The sequence below is a fragment of the Rhizobium sp. NFACC06-2 genome (genome assembly GCF_900101425.1).
Taxonomy (GTDB): Bacteria; Pseudomonadota; Alphaproteobacteria; order Rhizobiales; family Rhizobiaceae; genus Agrobacterium; species Agrobacterium leguminum.
In genome coordinates this window covers 17130-42197 of the sequence record NZ_FMVA01000003.1, presented here as the reverse complement: position 1 = coordinate 42197, position 25068 = coordinate 17130, and the positions used below count along the sequence as shown (strand labels likewise).

28 protein-coding genes and 1 tRNA gene are annotated in these 25068 nt (G+C 56.6%); 15 read left to right on the top strand and 14 right to left on the bottom strand.

Features of this window, described 5'->3' with window-relative positions; translation table 11 throughout:
- Positions 1–11 precede the first annotated feature (11 nt).
- The 4 genes from mutT to F3H58_RS07070 all read right to left on the bottom strand — a co-directional run bounded on the left by mutT (position 12) and on the right by F3H58_RS07070 (position 3407).
- Positions 12–425: an 8-oxo-dGTP diphosphatase MutT gene (mutT, locus tag F3H58_RS07085; RefSeq protein WP_149741690.1), complete on the bottom strand. Its 414-nt coding sequence runs from the start codon at positions 423–425 to the stop codon at positions 12–14.
- Entirely contained in the window at positions 422–1198 is a 777-nt protein-coding gene (locus F3H58_RS07080) for a GNAT family N-acetyltransferase (RefSeq protein ID WP_149741689.1), read from the bottom strand. Before F3H58_RS07080 ends, mutT begins: the two co-directional genes overlap by 4 nt.
- A gap of 18 nt (positions 1199–1216) precedes the next feature.
- Entirely contained in the window at positions 1217–2458 is a 1242-nt protein-coding gene (gene argJ / locus F3H58_RS07075) for a bifunctional glutamate N-acetyltransferase/amino-acid acetyltransferase ArgJ (protein ID WP_149741688.1), read from the bottom strand.
- An 85-nt stretch (positions 2459–2543) separates the two neighbouring features.
- Complete coding sequence (locus F3H58_RS07070) at positions 2544–3407, bottom strand: peptidylprolyl isomerase (RefSeq protein ID WP_035237262.1); 864 nt, start codon at positions 3405–3407, stop codon at positions 2544–2546.
- A 242-nt stretch (positions 3408–3649) separates the two neighbouring features.
- On the opposite strand from F3H58_RS07070, the gene secA reads away from it, so the two are divergent.
- The 5 genes from secA to F3H58_RS07045 all read left to right on the top strand — a co-directional run bounded on the left by secA (position 3650) and on the right by F3H58_RS07045 (position 11433).
- A complete protein-coding gene (gene secA, locus F3H58_RS07065) occupies positions 3650–6367 on the top strand; it encodes a preprotein translocase subunit SecA (protein ID WP_080819300.1) in 2718 nt (905 codons plus the stop codon).
- A gap of 135 nt (positions 6368–6502) precedes the next feature.
- Positions 6503–7396, top strand: a complete 894-nt coding sequence (locus F3H58_RS07060; protein ID WP_078053421.1) for a DMT family transporter — start codon at positions 6503–6505, stop codon at positions 7394–7396.
- Between the two features lie 81 nt (positions 7397–7477).
- On the top strand, positions 7478–8680 hold the full coding sequence (mdoC, locus tag F3H58_RS07055) for a glucans biosynthesis protein MdoC (RefSeq protein ID WP_149741687.1): 1203 nt from the start codon (positions 7478–7480) through the stop codon (positions 8678–8680).
- Between the two features lie 57 nt (positions 8681–8737).
- Positions 8738–10153, top strand: a complete 1416-nt coding sequence (gene uppV / locus F3H58_RS07050; protein ID WP_149741686.1) for a Wzx-type polysaccharide biosynthesis protein UppV — start codon at positions 8738–8740, stop codon at positions 10151–10153.
- An 8-nt stretch (positions 10154–10161) separates the two neighbouring features.
- Positions 10162–11433, top strand: coding sequence for a GNAT family N-acetyltransferase (locus tag F3H58_RS07045; RefSeq protein ID WP_149741685.1), 1272 nt, complete (start codon positions 10162–10164; stop codon positions 11431–11433).
- A 54-nt stretch (positions 11434–11487) separates the two neighbouring features.
- Here the strand turns inward: F3H58_RS07045 and uppQ are convergent, their stop codons facing one another.
- A complete protein-coding gene (uppQ, locus tag F3H58_RS07040; RefSeq protein WP_149741684.1) occupies positions 11488–12141 on the bottom strand; it encodes a polysaccharide biosynthesis GNAT family N-acetyltransferase UppQ in 654 nt (217 codons plus the stop codon).
- A gap of 356 nt (positions 12142–12497) precedes the next feature.
- Between uppQ and F3H58_RS07035 the strand changes: the two genes are divergently transcribed.
- Positions 12498–12582 (top strand) — tRNA-Leu (locus F3H58_RS07035).
- A 138-nt stretch (positions 12583–12720) separates the two neighbouring features.
- Here F3H58_RS07035 and F3H58_RS07030 read toward each other — a convergent pair.
- The gene (locus F3H58_RS07030) at positions 12721–13650 is read right to left on the bottom strand and encodes a hypothetical protein (RefSeq protein WP_149741683.1); all 930 of its coding nucleotides are present in this window, start codon (positions 13648–13650) and stop codon (positions 12721–12723) included.
- A 119-nt stretch (positions 13651–13769) separates the two neighbouring features.
- Here F3H58_RS07030 and F3H58_RS07025 point away from each other — a divergent pair, with 119 nt between their 5' ends.
- The 6 genes from F3H58_RS07025 to arsH are packed head-to-tail and all read left to right on the top strand — an operon-like array spanning position 13770 to position 16916.
- Complete coding sequence (locus F3H58_RS07025; RefSeq protein ID WP_149741682.1) at positions 13770–14123, top strand: ArsR/SmtB family transcription factor; 354 nt, start codon at positions 13770–13772, stop codon at positions 14121–14123.
- The gene (arsN2, locus tag F3H58_RS07020) at positions 14093–14560 is read left to right on the top strand and encodes an arsenic resistance N-acetyltransferase ArsN2 (protein ID WP_286169185.1); all 468 of its coding nucleotides are present in this window, start codon (positions 14093–14095) and stop codon (positions 14558–14560) included. Before F3H58_RS07025 ends, arsN2 begins: the two co-directional genes overlap by 31 nt.
- 15 nt (positions 14561–14575) lie before the next feature.
- A complete protein-coding gene (locus F3H58_RS07015; protein WP_149741680.1) occupies positions 14576–15085 on the top strand; it encodes an arsenate reductase ArsC in 510 nt (169 codons plus the stop codon).
- A 1-nt stretch (position 15086) separates the two neighbouring features.
- A complete protein-coding gene (locus tag F3H58_RS07010; RefSeq protein ID WP_149741679.1) occupies positions 15087–15785 on the top strand; it encodes an aquaporin in 699 nt (232 codons plus the stop codon).
- Positions 15782–16213 carry an arsenate reductase (glutaredoxin) gene (arsC, locus tag F3H58_RS07005; protein ID WP_149741678.1) on the top strand — a complete coding sequence of 144 codons (432 nt, stop codon included), beginning with the start codon at positions 15782–15784 and terminating at the stop codon, positions 16211–16213. The genes F3H58_RS07010 and arsC overlap by 4 nt, the downstream gene beginning before the upstream one ends.
- On the top strand, positions 16188–16916 hold the full coding sequence (gene arsH, locus F3H58_RS07000; RefSeq protein WP_149741677.1) for an arsenical resistance protein ArsH: 729 nt from the start codon (positions 16188–16190) through the stop codon (positions 16914–16916). The genes arsC and arsH overlap by 26 nt, the downstream gene beginning before the upstream one ends.
- Positions 16917–17044: 128 nt before the next feature.
- Here the strand turns inward: arsH and F3H58_RS06995 are convergent, their stop codons facing one another.
- The 4 genes from F3H58_RS06995 to F3H58_RS06980 all read right to left on the bottom strand — a co-directional run bounded on the left by F3H58_RS06995 (position 17045) and on the right by F3H58_RS06980 (position 19354).
- Entirely contained in the window at positions 17045–17344 is a 300-nt protein-coding gene (locus tag F3H58_RS06995; RefSeq protein WP_149741676.1) for a hypothetical protein, read from the bottom strand.
- The gene (locus F3H58_RS06990) at positions 17344–17592 is read right to left on the bottom strand and encodes a hypothetical protein (protein ID WP_149741675.1); all 249 of its coding nucleotides are present in this window, start codon (positions 17590–17592) and stop codon (positions 17344–17346) included. Before F3H58_RS06990 ends, F3H58_RS06995 begins: the two co-directional genes overlap by 1 nt.
- A gap of 201 nt (positions 17593–17793) precedes the next feature.
- A complete protein-coding gene (gene arsK, locus F3H58_RS06985) occupies positions 17794–18993 on the bottom strand; it encodes an arsenite efflux MFS transporter ArsK (RefSeq protein WP_149741674.1) in 1200 nt (399 codons plus the stop codon).
- Complete coding sequence (locus F3H58_RS06980) at positions 18986–19354, bottom strand: ArsR/SmtB family transcription factor (protein ID WP_149741673.1); 369 nt, start codon at positions 19352–19354, stop codon at positions 18986–18988. The genes arsK and F3H58_RS06980 overlap by 8 nt, the downstream gene beginning before the upstream one ends.
- Before the next feature lie 42 nt (positions 19355–19396).
- Here F3H58_RS06980 and F3H58_RS06975 point away from each other — a divergent pair, with 42 nt between their 5' ends.
- The gene (locus F3H58_RS06975; RefSeq protein WP_149741672.1) at positions 19397–19909 is read left to right on the top strand and encodes a DUF6428 family protein; all 513 of its coding nucleotides are present in this window, start codon (positions 19397–19399) and stop codon (positions 19907–19909) included.
- A 227-nt stretch (positions 19910–20136) separates the two neighbouring features.
- Here F3H58_RS06975 and F3H58_RS06970 read toward each other — a convergent pair whose 3' ends face one another.
- Positions 20137–20373, bottom strand: coding sequence for a hypothetical protein (locus F3H58_RS06970; protein ID WP_149741671.1), 237 nt, complete (start codon positions 20371–20373; stop codon positions 20137–20139).
- Between the two features lie 75 nt (positions 20374–20448).
- Here F3H58_RS06970 and F3H58_RS27720 point away from each other — a divergent pair, with 75 nt between their 5' ends.
- The gene (locus tag F3H58_RS27720; RefSeq protein WP_149741670.1) at positions 20449–21006 is read left to right on the top strand and encodes a PIN domain-containing protein; all 558 of its coding nucleotides are present in this window, start codon (positions 20449–20451) and stop codon (positions 21004–21006) included.
- Between the two features lie 14 nt (positions 21007–21020).
- On the opposite strand, the gene F3H58_RS06960 is transcribed toward F3H58_RS27720, so the two are convergent.
- From F3H58_RS06960 to F3H58_RS06950, 3 genes are all read right to left on the bottom strand, one after another.
- Positions 21021–22955 carry an AAA family ATPase gene (locus tag F3H58_RS06960; protein ID WP_149741669.1) on the bottom strand — a complete coding sequence of 645 codons (1935 nt, stop codon included), beginning with the start codon at positions 22953–22955 and terminating at the stop codon, positions 21021–21023.
- Positions 22956–22992: 37 nt separating this feature from the next.
- A complete protein-coding gene (locus F3H58_RS06955) occupies positions 22993–23589 on the bottom strand; it encodes a hypothetical protein (RefSeq protein ID WP_149741668.1) in 597 nt (198 codons plus the stop codon).
- 126 nt (positions 23590–23715) lie between these two features.
- Positions 23716–23976 (bottom strand): hypothetical protein, encoded by a 261-nt coding sequence (locus F3H58_RS06950; RefSeq protein ID WP_149741667.1) that lies wholly within the window; start codon positions 23974–23976, stop codon positions 23716–23718.
- Between the two features lie 243 nt (positions 23977–24219).
- Here F3H58_RS06950 and F3H58_RS06945 point away from each other — a divergent pair, with 243 nt between their 5' ends.
- Positions 24220–25047 (top strand): hypothetical protein, encoded by an 828-nt coding sequence (locus F3H58_RS06945; RefSeq protein WP_149741666.1) that lies wholly within the window; start codon positions 24220–24222, stop codon positions 25045–25047.
- The last annotated feature ends 21 nt before the right edge of the window (positions 25048–25068 follow it).

Below are 25068 nucleotides of genomic sequence, written 5' to 3'. Positions count from 1 at the left end.
GCTTCCCGATTTTATAGCAGATCCTGCAGGAAGGGGATGAGCGGCTCATCGGCCGGCGGCATGGGGTAATCGCGCAGTGCCTGCGGCTTCACCCATTTAATCGCCTGCCTTTCCCGGCCGTGTGCAATGCCCTCATAACGGCGGCACACGTAAAGCGGCATCAGGAGGTGAAAGGTCTCATAGGTGTGGCTGGCAAATGTCAGCGGTGCGAGGCAAGCGACCTTGGTTTTGATGCCCAACTCCTCGTCCAGTTCACGAACAAGGGTTTCCTCCGGCGTCTCGCCATGCTCCACCTTGCCGCCGGGAAATTCCCACAGGCCTGCAAGTGACTTGCCTTCCGGACGCTGCGCCAGAAGAATGCGGCCATCCTGGTCGAGAAGGGCGCAGGCCGCGACCAGCAGGATTTTTTTGCCTGCCTCGCTCATGCGCCGGCCCCCTTGCGCCAGTAACGATAACGATAAGCCTCGGAGAAGCCGAATTTCTCATAAAGGGCGATGGCAGGCGCATTGGTGGAAACCACCTGCAGCCAGGCGGTTTTTGCGCCGCTGATTCTTGCCCAACGCAGTGCCGACGACAAAACCTGCGTGCCGAGGCCCTTTTTACGCTGCGACTTTTCGACATCGAGGGAGATGATGCCGGCAAGATCATTGTCCTGCACGCAGATCACGGTCGCGAGCGGATTGCCTTCCACTTCCTCATTGATGAAGAGGCCGAGCGCCGGCTTGATGGAGCTGACGATTTCCGCAATCGCCGGACGGAGCGCCGGATCGCTATCGCTGACCTTGATGCTCGCCTCGACAAAACGGCCGATATCGTGGCTCGGCAGGCTGACAAGCGTTTCGGGCAGCTCCATGCCGGAGAGATCGGCCGTCATGACCATCACCTCTTCGAACACGGACCAGCCGTCATTCGAGAGAAATTCTCTCAGCTGCGGCGGCATCAGCGTCGTTTCGCGCACCACCAGCGGTCGGCCGAAATCTTCAAAACGCTTGCGCGCCTTTTCCAGCCGCACCGCGCTGTTTCCGTAATCGGACGGGTCGAGCGGTACCACGCAGTTGATGCGCTTGGAGGGGTGCGAACCCGTCAGACGGATTTGCCAGCTACCGTCATAAATCACCGACGAGGCAGGCCATGCCCGGAAGCTGACGGCTTCCAGACGGCGAACCAGCGGCAGATTGACGGCTTTATTGTCCTGCATTCTCTTCGGCTCCAACGGTCAGCTCCGATAGTCGCCGTTGATCGCAACATATTCTTTCGTCAGGTCACAGGTCCAGACGGTGGCAGTGCCCTGACCGAGGCCGATATCCACCTTTACCTGAATGTCTTCGAGACGCATCACCGCGCTGGTTTCCGCCTCCGAATAATCCGGGTCGCGCTCGCCGTTGACAGCTACGCGCACGCCGCCGAACCAGATGGCGAGGCGGTCACGGTCCGCCATTTCGCCGGATTTGCCGACGGCCATGACGACGCGGCCCCAATTGGCGTCTTCGCCGGCAACCGCGGTCTTCACCAGCGGTGAATTGGCGATGGAAAGGGCAATCTTCTTGGCGGCGGCATCGTTTTCCGCGCCCGTTACGGTGACTTCCACCATCTTGCGCGCGCCTTCGCCATCACGAACCACCTGCAAGGCAAGGTCCTTCAGAAGATCGTTCAGCGCGGCGCGGAAGCCGGCAAGGCGCTCGTCATCGGCGCTCGTTACCTTCACTTGGCCGTCTTCAGCGGCAGCACCTGTCGCAAACAGCATCAACGTATCGGAGGTGGAAGTGTCGCTATCGACCGTCACGGAATTGAAGGTTGGGCCGACACCGGCGGAAAGCAGGGATTGCAGGGCGGCAGGCTCAATATCGGCATCCGTCACCACGAAAGAGAGCATCGTCGCCATGTCGGGCGCAATCATGCCAGCACCTTTGGAAATGCCGTTGATCGTCACGATCACGCCGCCGATTTCGGCGGTGCGGGTCGAAACCTTGGGATAGGTGTCGGTCGTCATGATCGCCTTGGCGGCTTCCTGCCAGAAATCGGCTTCCGCCCTGACATTCATGTCGCCGAGAACGCCGGCAAATTTCGAAGCATCCAGCGGCTCACCGATCACGCCCGTCGATGCCAGAAAGACCTCGCCCTCGGAGCAGCCAACGGCAGCGGCGGCGGATTTCGCCGTCAATTCGGTCGCGGCCTTGCCCTTGACGCCGGTAAAGGCATTGGCATTGCCGGAATTGACCACCACGGCACGCGCCACGCCGCCGCCGAGATTGGCGCGGCAGAAATCGACCGGGGCGGAAGGGCATTTCGATTTGGTGAAGACGCCGGCAACACTTGCCGGCTTGTCGAACACCATCAGCAGAACGTCGGTGCGGTTCTTGTACTTGATGCCGGCGGCGGCCGTCGCCATGCGAACGCCGCGCAGCGCAGGCATGTCAGGATAGGATTTCGGAGCGAGCGGAGAAACGGCAACGGACATGGGAAGCGCCTGAAATTCTGGAAAAGGGGTCTGGAATGCCTGAGATGAAACGGGGCGGCCCATAGCCGCCCCGTAACATTTGTTTTTACTGCTGCGGCTGAGCCTGCTGTTCCTTCGTGGCTTCGTCGTAGCCCTTCTTCAGCGTCTCATCCATGATTTCGATCTTCTGGTCGGCCTTTGCCTTCTCGATGAGGGCAACGTACTTGTCGCGCATGACAAGCTGACGAACCTGCGGCTCGACCTGCTCGAAAGCCGGCGGCGGTGCGATGCGCTTGTCTTCCAGCTTGATGACGTGGAAGCCGAACTGGGTCTTCACCGGAGCCTTGGTGTAGGCGCCCTTTTCGAGACCGAAAGCGGCTTCTTCGAATTCCGGCACCATGCGGCCCTTGCCGAACCAGCCGAGATCGCCGCCGTCATCCTTGTTGGAATCGGTCGACTTTTCCTTGGCGAGTGCGGCGAAATCCTTGCCCGAATCAAGCTGCTTGATGATGTCCTTGGCTTCGTCCTCGCTGGCGACGAGAATGTGCGCGGCCTTGATTTCCTCTTCCTGCGGCAGGGCTGCGACTTCCTTGTCGTAGCGAGCCTTTACTTCGTCAGCGGTAACGGCATCGACGACATGCTTGCGGAAATAGGCGTTGTGCAGCTCACGGTCCTGGATGAATTCCATGCGCTTCTTGAAATCTTCAGTCTTTTCCAGACCTTCGGCGCTGGCGTTTTTCACCAGAAGCTTGACGTCGATCGCGCCGGAAAGGGCTGCAACCTTCTTCTGCTCATCGGGAAGCTGCGCGAGCTGCGGGTCGAGGTTGCTCATGGCGAGGTCGAGTTCGGACTGGTGGATTTCCAGATCGCCGACCTTGGCGACAACCTTGTCTTCCTGTGCGAAAGCCGGAAGCTGGAGGCCGAGCGTGGCCACAATCACCGCAGCCGCAATTTTATTATAGCGCAACATTTTGAACCTTTCGGGGACAATGCCGGCTCCAGACATGGTTTCCGGCTCTGAAAAAACTTCCAAACACCGGATTGTGGCCATTCTGTAACGGGCAGAACCGTTGACATCATTTGCCCCCCCTCTTATCTGTCACGCAACCTCGCGTCCAGATACGTTGAAGGGCGAAGTCCGTCATTTATGCTGAAATCGGCGTGACGGAGAAAAGCGCCCGGCAAAACGGAATTTCAGAAAGGGCCAGTAAGATGGTCAGTCTCGGCGGAATAGCCCGCAAGTTGTTCGGTTCGGCAAATGACCGCCGCGTCCGCTCCTATAAAAGCAAGATCGCAGCCATCAATGCGCTGGAAGAAGCCACCAAGGCGCTCTCCGACGAAGCGCTGGCGGCCAAGACCGCTGAGTTCCGCCAGCAGCTTGCCGACGGCAAGACGCTGGACGACCTGCTGATCCCGGCTTTCGCCGTCGCCCGTGAAGCGTCGCGCCGCGTTCTGCACATGCGCCCCTTCGACGTGCAGCTGACCGGCGGCATGATTCTGCATGGCGGCGCCATCGCCGAAATGAAGACCGGTGAAGGCAAGACGCTGGTGGCAACCCTTGCGGTCTACCTTAACGCCCTTGCCGGCAAGGGCGTGCATGTCGTCACCGTCAACGACTATCTCGCCAAGCGCGACGCGGCCACGATGAGCAGGCTCTACGGCTTCCTCGGCCTGACGACTGGCGTGATCGTCCACGGGCTGGACGACGACCAGCGCCGCGAGGCCTATGCCTGCGACATCACCTACGCGACGAACAACGAACTCGGCTTCGATTATCTGCGCGACAACATGAAATATGACCGCGCCCAGATGGTTCAGCGCGGCCACAACTACGCGATCGTCGACGAAGTCGACTCGATCCTCGTCGACGAGGCGCGCACGCCGCTCATCATTTCCGGCCCGCTGGACGACCGTTCCGACCTTTACAACACCATCGACGCCTTCATTCCGCTGCTGACGCCGGAAGATTACGAAATCGATGAAAAGCAGCGCTCGGCCAACTTTTCCGAAGACGGCACCGAGAAGCTCGAGAACCTGCTGCGGCAGGCGGGCCTCCTGAAGGGCGAATCGCTTTACGACGTCGAAAACGTCGCCATCGTTCACCACATCAACAATGCGCTGAAGGCCCACAAGCTCTTCACCCGCGACAAGGACTATATCGTCCGCAACGACGAAATCGTCATCATCGACGAGTTCACCGGCCGCATGATGCCGGGCCGCCGTTATTCCGAAGGTCAGCATCAGGCTCTCGAAGCCAAGGAAAAGGTGCAGATCCAGCCGGAAAACCAGACGCTTTCCTCCGTTACCTTCCAGAATTATTTCCGCATGTACGAAAAGCTGGCCGGCATGACCGGTACGGCGGCAACGGAAGCGGAAGAATTCGGCAACATTTACGGCCTCGACGTCATCGAAGTGCCGACCAACCTGCCGATCCAGCGTATCGATGAGGACGACGAGGTTTACCGCACCGGCGAGGAGAAGTTCCAGGCGATCATCACCGAGATCAAGGCGGCGCATGAACGCGGCCAGCCGGTTCTGGTGGGTACGACTTCCATCGAAAAATCCGAGCTTCTGGCGCATCTCCTCCGTCAATCCGGCTTCTCCGATTTCCAGGTCCTGAACGCCCGTTACCACGAGCAGGAAGCCTATATCGTTTCGCAGGCCGGCGTTCCGGGTGCGGTCACCATCGCCACCAACATGGCCGGCCGCGGTACTGACATCCAGCTCGGCGGCAACGTCGACATGCGGCTTGAGCGCGAGCTCGAAGGCATCGAACCCGGTCCGGAACACGACGCCAAGGAACAGGCGATCCGCGCCGAGATCAAAGTTCTGAAGGAAAAGGCGCTCGCCGCCGGCGGTCTTTATGTCATCGCCACCGAACGCCACGAAAGCCGACGCATCGACAACCAGCTGCGCGGCCGTTCCGGCCGTCAGGGCGACCCGGGCCGTTCAAAATTCTACCTGTCGCTTCAGGATGACCTGATGCGCATCTTCGGTTCCGAGCGCATGGACTCGATGCTGCAGAAGCTCGGCCTGAAGGAAGGCGAGGCAATCGTCCATCCGTGGATCAACAAGGCGCTGGAACGCGCCCAGAAAAAGGTCGAAGCCCGCAACTTCGAGACCCGCAAGAACCTTCTGAAATATGACGACGTGCTGAACGACCAGCGCAAGGTCATCTTCGAACAGCGCCTCGAGCTGATGGAAGCCGACAATATCGGCGAAACCGCAGCCGATATGCGCCATGAAGTGATCGAAACGCTCGTCACCAAGCATATTCCGGAAAATGCCTATGCGGAACAGTGGGATATTGCAGGCCTGAAGGCCGGCATCGCCCAGTTCCTCAACCTCGACCTGCCGGTGGAGGAATGGGCCAAGGAAGAAGGCATCGCTGAGGACGATATTCTTCAGCGTGTTACCGAGGCCGCCGACAAATACGCCGCCGAGCGCGCGGAACGTTTCGGCCCCGAGATCATGACCTATGTGGAACGCTCGGTCATTCTCCAGACGATCGACCATCTGTGGCGCGAACATATCGTCAACCTCGACCATCTCCGTTCCGTCGTCGGTTTCCGCGGTTATGCCCAGCGCGACCCGCTGCAGGAATACAAGGCGGAAGCCTTCGAACTCTTCCAGGCGCTGCTCGCCAATCTGCGCGAGGCCGTTACCGCCCAGCTGATGCGGGTGGAACTGGTGCAGCAGGAACCGCAGCAGCCGGAACTGCCGGAAATGACGGCGCATCATCTCGACCCCAATACGGGCGAAGACGAAATGGCGCTGGGCCAACAGGCCGCGCCCGCCGCCTTCGTGCCGGCCGAGGATCGCGATCCGGAAAACCCCGCCACCTGGGGTCGCATCGGCCGCAACGAAATGTGCCCCTGCGGCTCCGGCAAGAAATACAAGCACTGCCACGGCGTTTACGAACAGGCCTGAGGCAGTTCCTGACAGACAAACGGAATCGCCCGCACCTTCGGTTGCGGGCGATTTTCGTTGCACCCCTCGATCGCTGTTGACGGATATCGGCAATTTCCAATATGGGAGCCGGATCGTCTTCCGGAAAAAGCTTTCATGGCCCCTCGCGACTTTGCCGCTTATGTTTTTCTCGCACTCGCGTGGGGAATGTCCTTCCTGCTGCTTTTGCATGTCGTCGAGGCCTTCGGCTGGATCGGCGCGGTCACGCTCCGTTCGCTGGTCACCGCCGTCACCCTGTTTCTGATCGCGATTGCGGCGCGCCGAAAGCTTGCATTTTCCGCGAGCTGGCGTGCCTTTGCCGTGGTTGGCGCCACAACGGTTGCGGGACAGTTGATAGGCCTTTCCTATGCGACGCCGCTGGTCGGCACCGCCATGGCAGCCATTCTGGTGGCCACCATCCCGCTTTTTTCCATGCTCATCTCGCAGGTCTGGGGACTTGAACGCCTGACGAAACAGGGCTTTGCCGGCCTCATCATCGGCTTTAGCGGCATCTTGCTGCTTGTCGGCTTCCCCGCTGTGCCCGTCACGACCGGCTTCATCATCGGCTGTGCCGCCGCCCTCGCCGCCTGCATTTGCGCCGCCTATGGCAGCAACTATGCCAGCCGCTATCTCAAGGGCGTGGGTTCGTGGGAAATCACCATCGGCTCCTTTCTCACGGGCGGGCTGATGACATTGCCGCTTCTTCTGGCCGTGCCCCTGCCCGGAGCACCGCGCCTCATCGATTACGGTTATCTTCTCGTACAGGCGGTGGTCATGAGCGGCCTCACCTACATCACCTATTTCAAGCTTGTCTCCTCAATCGGCGCAACCAGGGCGATCAGCGTGGAATTCGCCGTGACCGTCGTTGCGGTCCTCGTCGGCGCGCTGGTGCTGGATGAGCCGCTTTCGCTTCCCCAGCTTTTCGGCGCCGGCATCATCATTCTGGGCTGTGCGCTGGTCCTCGATCTCATGCCAAGGAAAAAGGCTCCGCCCACACCCTCCGGGGCGTGAAGGGTTTATTAGCGTTTTCCACCAATAGTCGTGCTGGTCATTGCTGATCACACGGGATCGCGCCTGCGGCGCGAGGGAAAAATGCAACCGGGCAAATCAGACTACGAGCACTACTGGGACCCGCTAAGGGCGCTCCTCATGCTGCTCGGCATTCCCTATCACGCCTCCCTCCTTTACAGCTATGCCCTGACATGGGACATCAAGGATTTCGACACCAGCCCGCTTCTGAGCGCGCTGGGTACCGCACTCGTCACCTTCCGCATGCCGGCATTCTTTCTGGTGGCCGGCTATTTTTCCACCATGGTCATCGGCAAGAAGGGCAAGATGCGCTGGCTGAGACAGCGTTTCCTGCGCCTCGGCGTGCCCTTTATCGTCGCGGTCCTTCTGCTCGGGCCATCACAGCTTTTCCTGCTGCAACTGGCCAGCGTCGCCAAAGGCAATATCCCGGCCGACCGGCTGCTTGAGAGCCTGCCCGGCCTGCTGCGCCCGAGCGAACAGTGGATCATGCATCTATGGTTCCTGCCGGCCCTTATCTTCTATTCGATCCTGCTTGCCGGCCTGCTGTTTCTCTTGGAACGTCCGCCAGTAACCTATGTGAGAGATTGGTTCGGCAGCCTGCGGCAGGGGCATACCTCCCTGTTTTTCGCAATGCTCTGCCTCGTACCTGTTGTGTGGGAATTGATGATCTACGGATCCGGCCAGCTTGCAGCAAAGAGCGGAAGCGGCCTCTTTTTTCTCTATGAACGCGCTTCCGATCCCTATGCGCGTTACCTGCCATTCTTCCTCATTGGCGCGCTGCTGCACCGTGACCGCGCCCTCTTTCACCGCTTTCGCCAGACGGGCCTTCTCACCGGCGTCATCGCGGCGGGCGCCATCGCGACGGCGGTGACCCTGCGCCTGCAATATCCCTTTTCGAATTCGGCCCTGCTGGTGCTGGTGTCGGCAATTGCGGCGGTGGCGGCAAGCCGTCTGTTGATAGACCTCGCCTGCCGTTATTTCGACAGGCCGAACCGGCTTGTCAGACGCATGACGGATGCGTCCTTCACCATCTACCTGTTCCACCATCCGCTGATCTACGCCTTCGGGACGCTGTTCATCCTCATTGCGCTGCCGCCGATCGTGGAATTTACCATCATCGTCGCGGCCACCACGACGGCGACCTATATGCTGCATCAGGCGATACGCCTCAGCCCGCTCGCCCTTTTCCTGTTCAACGGCGTTCGCAAGCCACGCGTGGCGGACGATATTGGCACACAGGCCGGCGCGTCCCAAACCCTTCGTTAAGGATGAAGCGCGTATGATCGGCCTGCCTATTCAACTGGAAATGATGGCGTGTGGATCATGGCTATCCTCAACACGGCGGAAAAAGCCTTACCCGCAGGCCTGCGCGCGAAACTTTCGCCGCTGGTAGCGAAAGTCGCCGTTGTTCTTTCCGGCGGTGATGAGGTCTCCCGCGCGCAGCGCATGGCGCTGGTTGCGTTTGCGGTGCGTATCGTCAGCGCCGGTATAGCCTTCATTTCCCAGATCATTCTTGCCCGCCTGATGGGCGAATTCGAATATGGCCTGTTCGCCTTCGTCTGGGTTCTGGTGATCCTGTTCGGCAATCTTTCCTGTCTCGGTTTTCACACCACCGTCATCCGCTTTTTACCCGGCTATCGTCTGGAGGATGCCCATGACAAGATCATGGGGCTGACCTCGACGGCGCGGATCTTCGCCATGCTTTCGGCCAGCGCGCTTGCGATTTTCGGTTTCGTTTTCCTGTATTTCTTCGGCGAGCGCATCGCCTCCTATTATCTCATTCCCGTGTCGCTCGCGCTTTTCACCCTGCCGATGGTGGCGCTGGGCGATGTGCTGAACGGCACCGCGCGCGCCAATGGCTGGGCGGTCTCCGCCCTCAGCCCCACCTATATCGTTCGCCCGCTGCTGATCCTGCTGTTTATGCTGGTGGCAATCGGTCTCGGCGCGGAAAAAACCGCAACGACGGCCATGCTGACGGCCCTTCTTGCCACCTATGTCACCACGCTTTTCCATTTCGCCTTCATGAACCGCAGGCTCAACCGGCATTTCCGCAGCACGGTCCGCAGGGTGCATTTCCGCCACTGGATAAGGTTCGCCTTCCCGATGTTCCTGATCGACGGCATCGGTTTTTTGATGACCAATTCCGATGTGGTAATCGTCGGGCTTTATCTGCCGCCGGATCAGGTTGGCATCTATTTTGCCGCGGCAAAGACCATCGTGCTGATGCAATTCGTGTTTTTCTCGGTGCAGGCGGCCGCCGCCCCGCGCCTGGCCGCCCTCATGTCGGCCAATGACCGGCAGGGGCTCGCCGGTTTCGCCAGCCAGGCAGCGCGCTGGGCCTTCTGGCCATCGCTCGGCGTCGGCAGCGCGGTGCTTCTGGCCGGCCCGTTCCTGCTGTCGCTGTTCGGTCCCGGCTTCGTTCAGGGCTACGAGCTGATGTTCTTCCTTTTCGCCGGTTTCCTCGCCAAGGCGCTGATCGGCCCGGGGGAAACATTGCTGAACATGGCCGGCAAACAAAAATTGTGCGTCGTGCTTTATATTATCATCTTCGGTTGCAACATTGCACTCAACATGGCGCTCATTCCGGTCTATGGTCTGGCAGGGGCAGCGGCAGCGGTGGCGATAGCCATGTGCATAGAAGCTGTGCTATTGCATATTGCCATTCGCCGCACACTCGGGATCGTCCTTTTTGCCTTCAACGATCCCCAGGCGGGTCAAAACACTGGGAAGGCGGTGTAACGATAAGCATGTCCAGCGATCCAAAGAATCCGGATTTTCAGGACCCGCGCATCGCGGCACTGATGGCGTCCGCGGAGCGTGACCGCCCCGTGGCCGACAGCAGCCGACGCGTGGGCCGCGATGGCCGGGAATTCTGCATCTATCCGGGTCAGCTCGGTTATGACATGCAGGAAGAACTCGACTTTCTGTCCAACCGCGTCATGGAGGCGAATGTCTTCTTCACCGGAAGGCTTCTCGCGCCCGCCATGCCGCGCATCGAGGACAAGTCCGTGCGCTTCGCCCTCATTCGCGATGAGAATGGCGCCAGAAGCCGCATGCGCTTCCTGATGCCCTTTACCGTGGAAAAGCCGGGCTTTTCCATCGGTCCCTCCATCATTCGCGTCTGGGCCAATCCATTCGGGCCGCTCGGCACGCCGCTGGTCGACACCGAAGGCGCTGCCGAAACCCTCGACAATCTTTTCGATGCGCTTTCCGACAGCAACATGCGTCTGCCGAATGTTCTGGTTCTGCCGGATGTTCGGCTGGAAGGGCCGTTTGCCCGCATGTTCAAAGCCATCGCGCTCAGCCGCAACCTGCCGGTGACGACGACGGGCAATTATTACCGGCCGATGCTGGAAAGCCTTCTCGATGGCAAGGCCTATCTGCGAAACGCCCTTGCGCCGCACCATTTGCGCGAAATGAACAGGCAGTGGCGTCAACTCGAAAAACTTGGGGCCCTCTCCTATACCGTTACCCGGCAGCCAGCAGACGTGCGTTACCGCATGGAGGAGTTTCTGGCGCTGGAGGCGAGCGGCTGGAAAGGCCGTAAACGCACCGCGCTGGTCAACGACCGTTATCGTGCCGCCTTCGCCCGCGAAGCGATCACCAATCTGGCCGAAGCGGATGCGGTGCGTATCCACACTATCGATCTCAATGGCAGCGCCATCGCCTCCATGGTCGTCTTCATCACGGCGGGCGAGGCCTATACGTGGAAGACCGCTTTCGACGAGAGCTATGCGCAATTTTCCCCCGGCAAGCTGCTGGTGCAGAAACTGACCGACTGGCATCTGGACGACGCCAATATTCTGCGCAGCGACAGCTGCGCCGTGCCCGATCATCCGATCATGAGCCGCTTCTGGCAGGAGCGTCAGGAAATGGGCACGCTGGTCGTCGGGCTTGCCCAGAACAGCGACCGGGATGTGCGGCAGGTTTCCACGCAGGTGGACATGTACCGCAACACCCGCAACCTCGCCCGCAGCCTGCGGCAGAAGATCCTGTCCTTCGGACGCAAGGGCAATTGATCCGAAGGGCGCCGTTGGCGCCCTTCGGATTTCATGACGCGGATGGAACCCGTCTTAGCGCGAGGCCGTCCTGATCATCTTGCACAATTGCGTCAAAGCCGCATCGTATCCGCCACCCAGAATATCGACGCACCGGCGGGCAAGCTTTATCTGCTCCGTGCGCGACATGTCGTTATAGGACTGAATGACCTGACGCATGGCGCGAGGCGTCATCGGCCGGTCGGGATTGTTCGGATTTCCGATGTTACCAGGATTTCCCGGGTTACCCGGATTGCCAGGGTTACCGGGCGAACCCGAGCCGCCAATGCCCAGTCCGACATCAACACCGAGCCCGCTTGATCCGCCGACATTGGCTCCGACATTCGCGTTGATGCCGTTGGAACCGCCAACGGAGGCATTCACGCCGGCATTGACCCCGCTGGAACCGCCGACGGATGCGTTGACATCCGCATTGACCCCATTGCTGCCACCGACCGAAGCGTTGACATCCGCACCCAGCCCGCCGCCGCTGCGGCCGCCGATATCGGCACCGGCATTAATCCCTCCACTGCCGCCAACGGAAGCACCGACACCGAGACCGCCGCTATCATTGCTACCCACGCTAGCATTAACCCCGTTCTCTCCGCCGATCCCGATATCCAGCGCATGGGCGTTGACCGGTAGGATCAGGCAGGCAGACAGTAACAAATTGCGAGAAAGAGCCCTCATAATTTCCTCCCTATGAGTTGGCTACTCCCGCCCCGCGTGGAAACTCCACATCGGCATCATAGTTTCAATTAGTAATTGCGTATATACTAATTTATTAGAGATATCTAAAATTATCCGAATAATTCAATCCCAGGTGTATTGTTTTGAAACAGGCGCGACTGATTGAAATGCCTGCGCCGCAGCAATTTCGCCGACTTTTTAAATGTCGGCTCGTGATTTTCGCCCTACGCCACCGCGCGCTGGGATAGCCTTTCGTAAAGGCAAATTTCCTGCTTTTGGGCTTGCACGCGAGGTCTCGCCCGTGATAGACGCCGTGGCATTGCCTCAGTGACCTGAAACACAATCGGCAGCGAAATGCGGGTGTGGTGGAATTGGTAGACGCGCCGGACTCAAAATCCGGTTCCGCAAGGAGTGTCGGTTCGACCCCGACCACCCGCACCACCTCTTATGATTTGAACGACATTATCGGCATGAACGAGTGGTGCGGCCCCTAACGAATTTCCCCAGAAACCCTCTTAGGGGGCGGATGCCCCTTAAGAACTTTCCCTGGCCGCTTTATGGCTTGACGCACACATTCCCCTAAATCCGAAAGCCAACTGGCTCAGCGCCCCAATCGGGTTCCGAAAGGTCCGGAACCAGTCCGACGTTTCGGCCGAAAAACTGCACCGCAGGAAAGCCGTTTTCTAAAAGGTACTGTTCGGCGTTTTCATCGCCCTTGAAGGCCTGCTGCACCTGGTCGTCCGGAGCCCCTTCGAAGAAGCCGAGTTCTAAGTCTTGCCCTTCAACGCCGAGGTAGATCATCGATCTAACGAGAAGATCATACGCTCCGCGATAGACGTTCAACGGGGCAGTTAAAATCTGGCTCTCTTCTACCAACCCGTTTTGGGCCATGCTGGCAAAGCTTTGTTGGATGCTGTTGGTATGTTTGATCTCGAACCGAACGAAGTCCGAGTTCCTTTTAAGCGTCTGACCGACTGGACGGTCGAAAGCCAGTGCTCCGAATTCCGGATCGCTGAATACGAGCGCTATCTGGAATGTGCTGACTTCGTCGTCACCTATCTCATCGTCAACTTGCGTAACATAAGCGCCCTCAAAATAGAGGTCCTGGGCCCGGTCAACGAAAAGCGCGTCTTGGCGACCAAAGTGGATGTAGATGGTTTCATCACCAGGCAGCGCCAGATTGCGCAGGCTAAAGTCCGAGATGTCGTTCTTCGGCAACTTCGGGATCAACGCGGATACGTCGAAGATCGAACACTGCTCACCGTGCAATACCGGCTCGGCGATCATCCTTAGAACCCTCACACGAGCTTCCATGTCTACAATCTGGTCGTCGGTTGCTCCCGACTGCTCAAAAGAATCGACCCACTGACCTATAGCTTCGCGTTGGCGGTCCAACCCGGGATCGGTAATGGCGATGTTCTTCTCGATGGCTACTTTCGCTTGAGCTGAGCGTTCGTATGCGGCTGCCGTGATAAACATGGTGCGTGCGGGGTGAGGTAAGTAATCCATGGGCGTCCTTTCAATCGTCCCCAGGATTGGGCGTGGCGTTGCAAGTTGCAAAGCTCAACTGGCAAAACCGCAGTCAGCAAGATCATTGACAAGTACACAATATCCATTATTCTGGATATATGGAAAACACATCAGCCATCAGTGCGCTCTCGGCGCTTGCCCAAACCACCCGCCTCGAAACGTTTCGCCTTCTGGTTCGTCACGAACCCGATGGTGTCCCTGCGGGCGAACTGGCCAAGCTGCTCGACGTGCCACAGAATACGATGTCTGCGCATCTCGCAACGCTTTCCCGGGCAGGCCTGGTGAGGAGTGAGCGTCAAAGCCGGTCAATCATCTACCGTGCCGATCTCGATGGGCTCCGAGACCTTACTCTTTTCCTCCTCAAGGATTGCTGTGGCGGTTCTACGGAGCTTTGCGCACCGCTGATCGCAGAACTGACACCATGCTGCACACCAACGGGGGCACCATCATGACCTATGTCCGCTTGGAAAACATCTCAGGGGACCTCAGCGACCTGACACAGGCGCTGTCTCTTTCTGGCTTGCCGACAGAGGATATCGCTGAATCCGGACGAACGTTCTTTCGAGCGGTCGGGCGAGACGACAACACGGTCGGCTACTCTGGTGTCGAACAATGCGGTCAGGACGTTCTTCTTAGATCAGTTGTCGTGCTGCCGGATCACCGGGGAAAGTCCCTGGGCAAGATGATCGTTGTCGAGACGCTCCGAGCGGCTCCAGTAGCTAGTACCGTCTACCTCGCTACGACCACGGCAGCGCCATTTTTCTCTGGCCTTGGATTCCAGGTGGTTGATCGCGCAGTCGTGCCTGCAGCCATCCTCGCCACCCGTCAACTTTCAAGCATTTGCCCGGCAACGGCAACGATCATGAGACTAAACAGACCTTCGACCTAACCATGGACAACGACCATGACTGAAAAGACTTACAACGTGCTCTTCCTGTGCACGGGCAATTCCGCTCGCTCCATAATTGCCGAGGCTATCCTCAACAGGGTTGGCCAAGGCAGGTTCAAAGCCTACTCAGCGGGTTCGCAGCCCAAAGGAGAGGTTCATCCGTATACTCTGCAACTGCTCAAAACGATGAACCATGATGTCAGCTTCGCCCGTTCCAAGAACTGGGAGGAATTTGCGGTCTCTGGCGCTCCGCAAATGGATTTCGTGTTCACCGTCTGTGACAGCGCCGCCAACGAAGCTTGTCCCGTTTGGCCTGGCCAACCGATGACGGCCCATTGGGGTTTGCCCGACCCCGCTGCCGCTGAAGGTACCGAAGCTGAAAAGCACCTAGCTTTTGACGATACCTACAGAATGCTCAACAACCGCCTCTCGATCTTTACGAGCTTACCAATGGCAAGTCTCGACAGGCTTGCCCTCCAAAAGCGGCTCGACGACATCGGTAGTCACACGCAGAAAGCTGACTAAGGTGACATACGATCTTGGACGTCGCCTCACAGCAGAGGCGCTTGGAACAGCCGTCCTCGTCGCTACGGTTGTTGGATCGGGCATTATGGCTGATCGCCTGACCGATGACGTGGCATTGTCCCTGCTCGGCAACACCATCCCGACAGGCGCGATCCTGTTTGTTCTGATTACGATCCTTGGCCCCATATCTGGCGCGCACTTCAACCCTGTTGTGACCATGGTGTTCGCGATCAGGCGTGAAATCGCCAATGCAGCCATCGGACCCTATATTCTGGCCCAGATCGCAGGCGGCATCGTTGGAACGTTTGTTGCTCACGGCATGTTCGAGCTGCCGATCTTCCAGATATCAGGGACCTTACGCACAGGATCGTCACAGTGGATGGCCGAGGCAATAGCAAGCTTCGGTTTGCTACTCACAATTCTCGGCGGTTTACGTTTCAAAGCAGAAGCCATTCCTGCCCTGGTTGGCTTCTACATCACGGCGGCGTATTGGTTTACCGCCTCGACATCGTTTGCCAATCCAGCCGTCGCAATTGCCCGAAGTCTCACGGACACATTCTCAGGCATTCGACCCATCGACCTGCCAGGTTTCATCATTGCGCAATGCGTCGGAGCCCTCATTGCCGTCATTCTTGCAGGATGGCTGTTTTCACGTTCCCGTACCACAACGCTTCCAGCTACCGGCCAAGGAGTAGAATGATCATGGACGTCACTATCTATCACAACCCCGCCTGCGGCACTTCCCGCAACACCCTTGAACTGATCCAGCACGCGGGCATCGAGCCGACTGTTATTGAATACCTGAAGACGCCACCGACAAGAAGCCAACTCGCCAAGATGATTGCCGATGCCGGTCTGACGGTCCGCCAGGCAATACGGGAAAAGGGCACGCCCTATGCTGAACTTGGGCTCGATAATCCAGCGCTGACCGACGATCAGTTGCTCGATGCCATGCTGAAGGACCCGATCCTGATCAATCGTCCGTTCGTGGTGACGCCGATGGGTACGCGTCTTTCCCGGCCATCGGAGGTCGCGCTCGAAATATTGCCTTCTGACGCATTCAAAGGACCGTTCACAAAAGAAGACGGTGAGCAGGTTCTCGATGAGAAGGGACAGCGCATTGTCTGATACATTACCTGCAGCCTCTCCGGAGCATTTTCACCAGCCCGATCTCGATGCGTTGCGCCCGAAGTTTTCGACGCATAAGCCCAGAATTTTGATCCTGTACGGCTCACTTCGCGAGGTATCCTATAGTCGGCTCCTGGCCCACGAAGCCCGTCGTCTCCTGGAGCATTTCGGGTGCGAGGTCAGGGTCTTCGATCCCAAGGGCCTGCCCTTGCCGGATGAGGCTCCTGTCAGCCATTCGAAAGTTCAAGAATTGCGCGATCTTTCTGCCTGGTCCGAAGGCCAGGTCTGGGTGAGCCCAGAGCGCCACGGTGCCATGACCGGTATCATGAAAACCCAGATCGATTGGATACCGCTGTCGGTCGGCTCCGTACGGCCGACCCAGGGAAAGACGCTCGCTGTCATGGAGGTTTCCGGCGGCAGCCAATCATTCAACGCGGTGAACCAGATGCGCATCCTCGGTCGCTGGATGCGGATGATCACCATTCCGAATCAGAGCAGTGTGGCAAAGGCTTTCCAGGAGTTCGATGCAGATGGCCGGATGAAGCCGTCTTCCTACTACGACCGAGTCGTCGACGTCTGCGAGGAACTGGTGAAGTTCACCATGCTGACACGCGATGCTTCCGCATATTTGACGGACCGTTATAGCGAGCGGAAGGAAGAGTCGTCAAAGCTCGAACAACGCGTCCAGCTGAAGTCCGTTTGATCGATTTTCCGGCATATCGTTCGGTTGCAATCTTTCGGGAGGTATTCTTCTAACTGAGACGTGCAAAAGGCGTTTTTTTGTGTCTAAAGTTTTGTTTTGAAGACGTCGAAAGCAGGCGAAGCCTCCGATCAGGCCGTCTGCTCCGCCCGTCCATGAATAACCTTATCGTATTCTTCTCGGCTATGATAAACGGCATATACCTGAATGTCCGTACCCGTTGCGACAAACCAGAGAAAGTATCCGTTGCGCGCCCGGTGGAACGTTAATCCCTGAAAACGGCCGATGGGTGGGATGCCAACATCATCAGCGTCTTCGTAAATCTGATCTACGATAGCTGTTGCTTCTGCTTCGTCGAGCCCTCGCTTGGTGCGGAGAAACTTATAGATGCGATCAATGTCATCATCGACATTCGAATGAATGGTCACCATCAGAATCTAGGCCCTGCGTTATTCTGATGGGTATTTTCGAACAGGCGGCGACGTTCCTCAAATCGAGCGCGATGTGCGTTAACAGGCTCACCAGGTATTTCACGAGCTTCCTCGGAAAGTCGCTGCAAGATAGCAAACACTTCTTCATTTGGCATATCGCCACGATCCTCTTCTGATGTCACTTTGACCATCCTCTTTTGAACTCTACAAAAACGAAAAAACAGCTTAATCAACACCAGGGTATTCATATTGCCTCCTCAAAAGCAAAGTCCGACGAGAGAATGTTCGCCGAAGCCAATGCAAGGAAGGCTAGGAGAGTTTGTATAAACTGAACGACAGCTCATGACCATTGTGAAATGTTCGAGCAGATTTAACATTACCACTTTAAGATTTGACGCCACGTCTACCGCTAGAATGAGCTGAGTGTCGCAGCAACTCCTCTTGAAAGTTTATGCGGCTACCTGACGGCTTCGCCGCACCCTTTTAGCGACACTCAAGAACGCAATAACTCCTATCGCACCGAGTGCCGCAGACAGGAATAGTGATGTGCTGATACCGAAGCGTTCCATCATCGCAGCAAAGGCAAACGGCGCTGCTGCTCCGGCTGCCAGTCTCGCTGCTGCCATCTTGCCAGTGACGGCCCCGTATCCTTCACTGCCGAAAAGATAGAGCGGCAGGCTCCCCTGGGCGATGGAGTTGATGCCAGACCCCAGGCCGAGGCAAATAGCAAACGCCACAGCCCCGGGCAGCGAGTTCCCCGTGATCCCTAAGACGACAATGCCGCCAACCATCAAGGCTGCAGATATCACCGCCAACATTGGTGGCGACAGGCGCGATCCGAAGACCATGTTGATCAGTCGGCTCATCACCTGTGCCGGGCCGAACAATGCGCCTATGACAACAGCCGTAGTACCAAGACCGAGTGTGTCGAGCATCGGAACCATGTGAGCGAGGATAGAGGCGAGTGTGAAACCGAGGATCGCGAAAGCCACCGATACGATCAGCATCGCCTTACGTCGTTTCTCCACTGGAATGGCACCGACAACATGTTCACGAGCCTGCTGAACACCGTTGGTCTTTATCGCCTTGCCCTGCCTCATGATCCAGAAATGCAGCGGCATGCACAACGCGAGGTTCAGTGCGGCAAACAAGAGATAGATTTCGCGCCAGGTAATGACGTCGAGTAGAGCCACTGAGATCGGCCAGAAAATCGTTGAGGCAAACCCGCCGATTAAAGTGAGGTAGGTGATATTGCGCGATGCCGACTTGGGATCATTTTCTACCAAAGCTGCAAAGGCAGCCTGATACTGTACCATGCCTGACGACACCTCCAGCAAGACGATCCCGACCGCGAATATCGCAACCGACGGTGACCAGGCGCAAATTATCAAGGTCAGAGCTGATAGAGCCGAGCCTATCGTGAGCACTGTTGCTGCACCGATTTTGTCCATTTGCCTGCCGATGACCGGCGCGCACAGTCCGCCGACAAATAGGGAAAGGGAAAAAACAGCAAAGACCTGCTCAAGGCTGATCGACAGGTCCGCCGCTATTTGCGGTGCCAGGATCGAGAACGAATAATAAAGCGTCCCGTAGCCGATGATCTGGGTTATGCCGAGTGCGGAAACGATACCGACATGACGACTACGCACCTAGACCATCCTGACGGTTCGTTTCCGGCAATTGGCAGCATGTCTCGCGTTGCTCGACGGAGCTTCGAATCGTCGGATGGCCTGCACAGCAATCCTTCATGAGGAATGTCACAAGCTCGGCCAGAGTATCATAGCCAGCGGTGTAGACGATGGACCGGGATTCTCGCCGTTGAAAGATCAATCCAGCTCGGTCCAGTTCCTTGAGATGGAACGAGACATTAGAAGGTGAAAGGTTCATTCGCTCGGCGATGGTGCCTGCCGCCATCCCATCAGGTCCTGCGACGACCAGAGCGCGGACAATCGCCAAACGCGTTTCGTGAGATAATGCAGCAAACGATGCGAGGGCTTGACGTTCATTCATATTTCAATATTCCTTGAATAATTGAAAATAGGAGTAGCGCAGATGAGTGTGGTACACAAGACAGCAGATATCACCTTGGGCGACATGCTCGACCAAGTCGCCGCCAATCCAGAACTACCGTTGGTGTTTTCGTACAACGGTACCGTTATTCGGCCTGGATATCACGTGACGGAGGTTAAAGCTGGCCAGTTTTTTGCGCTGGATTGCGGAGCGAACCCGGAAGCCTGGTCAGAGATTTTCGTTCAGCTATGGGATATTGAGGAAGACGACCGAACCCATATGTCGGCGGGCAAATTCGCGACCATCGTTCGCAAGGTCTCCGAACACGTTCGTCTAGATGGATCGGCCAAGCTGACCTTCGAAGTCAGCGATGGTGTTGTGCCGATGCAGTTGTTCTGCGCGGGGATGCCAAGCATTGAGAATGGGGCTTTCCGCGTTTCCCTGGAGCCACGCGCCGCAAGCTGTAAACCACGTGACCGGTGGTTGGCGGAGCGGTCAAATCCAGTGACATCCTGTTGTACGCCGTCTTCGTCGAGCAATACCTGCTGCGCCTGATGCCTTGTGCGTTGTGTCCAATGTGCACCCCGCAGAAATCCTGCTTTGTGGGTAGCAATCACTCCGTCAGGCCGTTGCCAGAGAATCGCGCCTATGAACCCAAACTAGCGAGACGCGCGTGATGCCCCTGCTTCTGGTAATAAAACCTGACAAACTCAACCGGATTATCGACACCCATTGGCTTCCGAGCGCGGCGACGAGCCAGGATCGGGCGAAAAGCCACCACGTTAGTCGCCGGGAATTGGCCCTCCGCGAGTTAAAAATGCTCGCGCTTTATCGGAAATCTGTAAAGGAGACATCTGCACAGAAAAACGATCTACTCCATCCCTAACAGTGATTTTTCCCTCGTTGCGGAGGGTGTCAAAGAACCGCCGCAACTCACCCTCTGCTGGAATGGTAATCTCCTCTCCAGCTATGTTGCCGCTGGTGCCTTCGGATGGCGAGAGATGCTCGTCTTCAGTCATTGTGTCATTCCTAGATAAAACGAATATCGCCGGGCGATTTCCGATAAAGCGAGATTAACTCCGCTTTAACTATAAATGTGGAGCGTGCCCTTATTTTCACGTGAGCATACTTCCATGGTGGCAGGATATATTCTCGACACATGCGTCCTAAGCGAAACAAGCAGGGTGAGGCCTCATCCGGACGTCATTCGCTTCATAGAAACGGCCTCAAACCTGTTTATTCCAGCTGCCGCAATCATGGAGTTCCAACAGGGCATTACGCAGCTTTGTTCCCGCGATCCGGTGAAAGCGGTACAATTGACGCGGTGGTACCAGAATCTAATGACGTTGGGCATGCCTATCCTGGAAACAGGGAAAGAGGTAGCCGAAGCTTGGGGAACATTAGCTGCCGATCCGAAGCTACGCAATCTCATCGTTTCTCATCCCGGTGCAAAACGTCTCAGGCATGGGCAGGACCTTCATGTTGCCGCAGCAGCTCTGGTACATAGAACACCTATTGCAACTTTCAATACGCGAGACTTCCTTCTTATCCACAGCTGCTACCCACTCCCGGGAATCTATAATCCCCAGACCGACACGTGGCATACCACCAACCCACATGAAGCTTCCCCCGAAAAAATTGGGACCAACTAGCGGTACCGCTGGATTCAAACTATTTGAGATTCCGAAGGAATTGAAACGGCGATGTTTTTCTCCAGTTCGATAACGCGTTCAGGGGAGAGAAAGCCGTTCGCGTCTAGTTCCGTCGCCAGCATCTCAAGCAGGACTCGCTTTCTTTTCAGGATGTCCTTCGCTCTCTCAAATTGGTCTGCCAGGGTCTTTTCCACCCGGGCTCGCAGACCGGCATCGTGCAGCCTGATTCTTTCGAGTTCCTCATCGCTCTCAGCCTTGCTGTGAAGGAACGTTGCCCCCATCCCAAGCTTGGCTTCAGCATAGGTTGCAATGCGCGTGGCGACGGCGAGGTCGCAGTTTTCTCCTCCGCCCGCCCCGTCGCTTAGGTCTCCCAGGCATAGTTGTTCTGCCGCCAGGCCCGCCAGCATCACTGCAACACAATTTAGATAGAATTGTTGGTTGCGACGAGCCACGGGGGGAATATCGAAATGAGCAGCGCCGCCCATCTGATGCTTTAAGTCGGGGCGCACGAAATCTGAAATATTGGTACCCAGGTACGTGCCGTATTTGAGTTGAGTACCAACAATTGTGTGCCCGGCTTCATGAACTGCAATAGCCCAACGGTGGTCACCGGAAATTTTGACCGCTTCCGGAAGTCCTGCCTTCAGGTCTTCCAGAGTGAGCTGCCGCTTATCCCGCCTTGCCAGCCTCCGTCCATCGCGAACAGCTTTTGCCAAATCGGCACCTGTCATACCTTTGGTGAGCGGTCCTAGAGATGCTAGTTCAGAAATCGGGATGCAGTGGTCCGTCAATTGGGAAAGGATCGCAATCCTGTCTGGAACTGATGGCAGTGGAATCTGAACATGTCGGTCAAGTCGACCTGAGCGAATGATTGCCGGGTCAATGCGATCAATATTGTTCGTCGCACCCACCACGACAACACCCTCTCTTCCATCCAATCCATCCAGGCATTCAAGCAGCGCGTTCACGACTTGAATGCTATAATTGGCATTGTCGTGGTCGAAACTGTCTCGTGACCCGAAGGAATCGATTTCGTCGATGAACATAATAGACGGCGCATTGCTACGGGCACGGTCGAAGTCCGCTCGCATCGCCTTAAGTAGGTCGCCCAGATGCCCCCTGCTTTGCCACCGTCCAAGTGATGATGCGACCAAGAGAACATCGCATTGCTTTGCAAGCGCGTTGGCGAAAATGCTTTTGCCAACGCCAGGAGGACCGCTAAGCACGATGCCTTTATCCACATCGCCCCAGTCGATCTTTCCAGCCTGCCAATCGGCTAAATCAGTCGCAAGCTGCATGCCCCATTCTTTTGCCGAACCATAGCCGTACATGTCCGCAAGCATCGGCGTTTCAGAGGCTGGCCGCATCTTATTTTGGTTCGCCTCATTGCTTGGCGCGGCAACCGGAGTTTCCCTCAAGCGTCGCATTGATTCGCTGATCGAACGTCTCGGACGAAAAGCTGCCCAGAGGTGCTCACGTGGATAGCTGAGTGCAATGATGGCTTGCTCGTCCGTCATAGGGAGACGCAACACAGCCCTCGATGCAGCTTTTAGATCGTCGGACGTGATGGGGGGAATGTCGATTACCAAGTCTGCGGCGAGCCGGATTACCGAAGGCAACTCAACACCTTTCTCGATCACAGCGATGACGCGTTCCCTTTTATAGCACTGGTAATAGTCGTCTTCGAACTTCGATGATTTATCTTTCAGATTGATGAGAATGCAGCCTACATCATCGCTTCTGTAGAACCTGTCCTCTTGGGTAAGGTGTTCGAAAACAGACGCTCTATATTCAGACGGGGGATATCCTTCAGGTGTTACAAGGACCAAAAAGCCAGGCCCCCCTGCCGCAAACAAAGAATGCTCTCTGATAGCGCGGATGATGATGCTGTCGAGTACGTATTGGCGCATGGATTGAGGCGCACGGCTATGCTTTTTGCTGCGTGACATGGTGATCCCTTGGCGATCTAATATTAGAATACGTGATTTATCGGGAGAACTTGCGGACGCTGGTGTCAGGCCCTAGAAGCGCGGTATCGAGATCTATCTCGATAAACCGGGCTAAAATCATATTCGCCAGCGCGCATATCGGCTGGCTCTCCCTCATCATCTGCAAGCACTCTGAAAACGTGAGGGAACCCTCATCTTCAAGCGCCGAAAGCAACCGGATGCGGTCACCGAGACGGACCTCGGTCCCGGCGTAACGAAGCAGGTCTTTGCAATTTTTCAAACGGATCGGATCAATGTCGCCACGTGACCAGGTTTGATAAGTATAGTTCTCTGCGCGGACGGCTTCAGAAATCCAAGGTGGGGGACGATGTTGTCCAACGACATCGATTACCAAGATATCCTGAGATCGTTCGGCAACGAAATCAGGGCGATACGTGTCCAAGCCCTGTCGAAACTCCAGGGACCGGCAGTTCCAGCTCGAAACTGCGTCTTCGAATTCCAAAAGGCACGCGACATCACGCGCCAGTTGATCTTTGGCGATGAAGCGTCCTACGCATCGGCTAAATTTGGGCTGGGAGAAGATGGCTGACGACGTACGTGACGTCCTGCCAGAAGGCAACGGCTGGATACTCATCTACACACTCGAATACTCGCGATTAATCGAAGCCTCAGACGAGGCAGCGGATTAACGGGATATTCGTATAAGGTGCAGAGGTGCGTTTTTCATGACTGGAACGAATAGAGAACAAAAACCGCCGCGTCAATGTTTTTTTGAGGTGGCATGCGAACCGTAAACCTTATCCCCGGCCGCCTTCGCTAGAGCGTCCTTCAGTTCTGACGTGGTTAGGCTTTTAACATGCTCTTTGCTGTAATGGAGCACATCACCGTCCACCTTCAACGCGGTCCCGATGTTCATGTTTGGCTGCAGCTTCAGCCGTCCCAACCTGGCACCGGTCGCTGGGTCGGAGAGACAGATATTGACAATCGCCCCCTGAATTGCCTTGACGATTGGATCGATCATGTATGTTTGTTCCATACTCCGGGAATCGTCCCGAATATCTAAGTGTGGATGAAGCTAGGAATCCGGCAGCCTGTCGGGATGACTGTGAGTCCGACAGAGACCATAGACCGGCCGGACATTGCAATCACCCAGTTTGCGGTACCCGCTCTAGCGCCTCCGTTCAGTCGAGGCGAACTGACGTTTCCTTGAGAATTACGAAGGGCTCGCTAGGAGCTTACCACGCAGACAGAATGAGCACGAAACATGATGCTGGAAGAACTCGGCAAGAAAATTTGTAATATTGCTCCGCGAGCGTTCGCGCCGTGTGCGCCCGACCCCTGGCCATTTGGTTGGTCCCTCAGTGACGGCGAGCAACTATTTATTTCTACACTTCTCGGCGCGGTGGTCGGTGCAGTTGTAGCGGGTACAATTCAGTACCTGATTTCTAGAGAAGAATTCAAACGGAATATACGGCAGAGCGCGACAGAGCATCGACGCGTTCGAAGAGTGGAACGTGCTGAACAGCTAAGGCGAAATGAAACGATTGCACTCCATATTGGTGTTAAAGCTATTACCATTATTAATCAGATGTACTCAACGATAGGATTGATCCTCAACTCAGTGGAGGATGCGAATGCCGCTGGATTGGCGAGTGAAGGAATTGCCGAGAAGATGGTACCTATGTCCGGCATCAACCACGATCCTGTTCAATTCTCCAGCGAAGAGCTAGCCTTCTTGTTCTGGAGTGGCGAAGCTGAACTGGCGAACAAGCTGATGCTTATAAACGAGAAATACAGCAGCCTGACCGATACTATCCACACCTACAACGAGAGCCGTTTAGCGTTTCCCGAGATTAACACCGGCAATGTCCCGCTCATAAAAATTCGTCAACGAGAGCTTCATGACCTCGCTGTTGGCATTTGCCTGGCATTCAAAGAAGATTTTCAAGAGATGCTAGGCGTGATGGAAGAAATTCCAGCGGCCTTTGATCGCACATTCAAAAAGACCGGGTTCTTCACTGCGAAAATCCCGGGCGGAGGACAGGAGAGGCTCAATAAACTAGTAGAAGTCTTAAAGGCACACGGAATCTAAAAATTGCTTCAGTCAGATCAG

Excerpts from the sequence above, each read along its gene's own strand:
- mutT (WP_149741690.1), bottom strand. The coding sequence starts at position 425 with ATGAGCGAGGCAGGCAAAAAAATCCTGCTGGTCGCGGCCTGCGCCCTT.
- secA (WP_080819300.1), top strand. The coding sequence starts at position 3,650 with ATGGTCAGTCTCGGCGGAATAGCCCGCAAGTTGTTCGGTTCGGCAAAT.
- F3H58_RS27720 (WP_149741670.1), top strand. The coding sequence starts at position 20,449 with ATGTGGAGCGTGCCCTTATTTTCACGTGAGCATACTTCCATGGTGGCA.
- F3H58_RS07015 (WP_149741680.1), top strand. The coding sequence starts at position 14,576 with ATGACTGAAAAGACTTACAACGTGCTCTTCCTGTGCACGGGCAATTCC.
- arsN2 (WP_286169185.1), top strand. The coding sequence starts at position 14,093 with ATGCTGCACACCAACGGGGGCACCATCATGACCTATGTCCGCTTGGAA.
- F3H58_RS07030 (WP_149741683.1), bottom strand. The coding sequence starts at position 13,650 with ATGGATTACTTACCTCACCCCGCACGCACCATGTTTATCACGGCAGCC.
- F3H58_RS06980 (WP_149741673.1), bottom strand. The coding sequence starts at position 19,354 with ATGAATGAACGTCAAGCCCTCGCATCGTTTGCTGCATTATCTCACGAA.
- F3H58_RS06955 (WP_149741668.1), bottom strand. The coding sequence starts at position 23,589 with ATGAGTATCCAGCCGTTGCCTTCTGGCAGGACGTCACGTACGTCGTCA.
- F3H58_RS07060 (WP_078053421.1), top strand. The coding sequence starts at position 6,503 with ATGGCCCCTCGCGACTTTGCCGCTTATGTTTTTCTCGCACTCGCGTGG.
- uppV (WP_149741686.1), top strand. The coding sequence starts at position 8,738 with ATGGCTATCCTCAACACGGCGGAAAAAGCCTTACCCGCAGGCCTGCGC.
- argJ (WP_149741688.1), bottom strand. The coding sequence starts at position 2,458 with ATGTCCGTTGCCGTTTCTCCGCTCGCTCCGAAATCCTATCCTGACATG.
- F3H58_RS06945 (WP_149741666.1), top strand. The coding sequence starts at position 24,220 with ATGATGCTGGAAGAACTCGGCAAGAAAATTTGTAATATTGCTCCGCGA.
- F3H58_RS06960 (WP_149741669.1), bottom strand. The coding sequence starts at position 22,955 with ATGTCACGCAGCAAAAAGCATAGCCGTGCGCCTCAATCCATGCGCCAA.
- mdoC (WP_149741687.1), top strand. The coding sequence starts at position 7,478 with ATGCAACCGGGCAAATCAGACTACGAGCACTACTGGGACCCGCTAAGG.
- F3H58_RS06970 (WP_149741671.1), bottom strand. The coding sequence starts at position 20,373 with ATGACTGAAGACGAGCATCTCTCGCCATCCGAAGGCACCAGCGGCAAC.
- F3H58_RS07080 (WP_149741689.1), bottom strand. The coding sequence starts at position 1,198 with ATGCAGGACAATAAAGCCGTCAATCTGCCGCTGGTTCGCCGTCTGGAA.
- F3H58_RS06995 (WP_149741676.1), bottom strand. The coding sequence starts at position 17,344 with ATGGTGACCATTCATTCGAATGTCGATGATGACATTGATCGCATCTAT.
- F3H58_RS06950 (WP_149741667.1), bottom strand. The coding sequence starts at position 23,976 with ATGATCGATCCAATCGTCAAGGCAATTCAGGGGGCGATTGTCAATATC.
- F3H58_RS07070 (WP_035237262.1), bottom strand. The coding sequence starts at position 3,407 with ATGTTGCGCTATAATAAAATTGCGGCTGCGGTGATTGTGGCCACGCTC.
- uppQ (WP_149741684.1), bottom strand. The coding sequence starts at position 12,141 with ATGAGGGCTCTTTCTCGCAATTTGTTACTGTCTGCCTGCCTGATCCTA.
- F3H58_RS06990 (WP_149741675.1), bottom strand. The coding sequence starts at position 17,592 with ATGAATACCCTGGTGTTGATTAAGCTGTTTTTTCGTTTTTGTAGAGTT.
- F3H58_RS07025 (WP_149741682.1), top strand. The coding sequence starts at position 13,770 with ATGGAAAACACATCAGCCATCAGTGCGCTCTCGGCGCTTGCCCAAACC.
- F3H58_RS07045 (WP_149741685.1), top strand. The coding sequence starts at position 10,162 with ATGTCCAGCGATCCAAAGAATCCGGATTTTCAGGACCCGCGCATCGCG.
- arsC (WP_149741678.1), top strand. The coding sequence starts at position 15,782 with ATGATCATGGACGTCACTATCTATCACAACCCCGCCTGCGGCACTTCC.
- arsH (WP_149741677.1), top strand. The coding sequence starts at position 16,188 with ATGAGAAGGGACAGCGCATTGTCTGATACATTACCTGCAGCCTCTCCG.
- F3H58_RS06975 (WP_149741672.1), top strand. The coding sequence starts at position 19,397 with ATGAGTGTGGTACACAAGACAGCAGATATCACCTTGGGCGACATGCTC.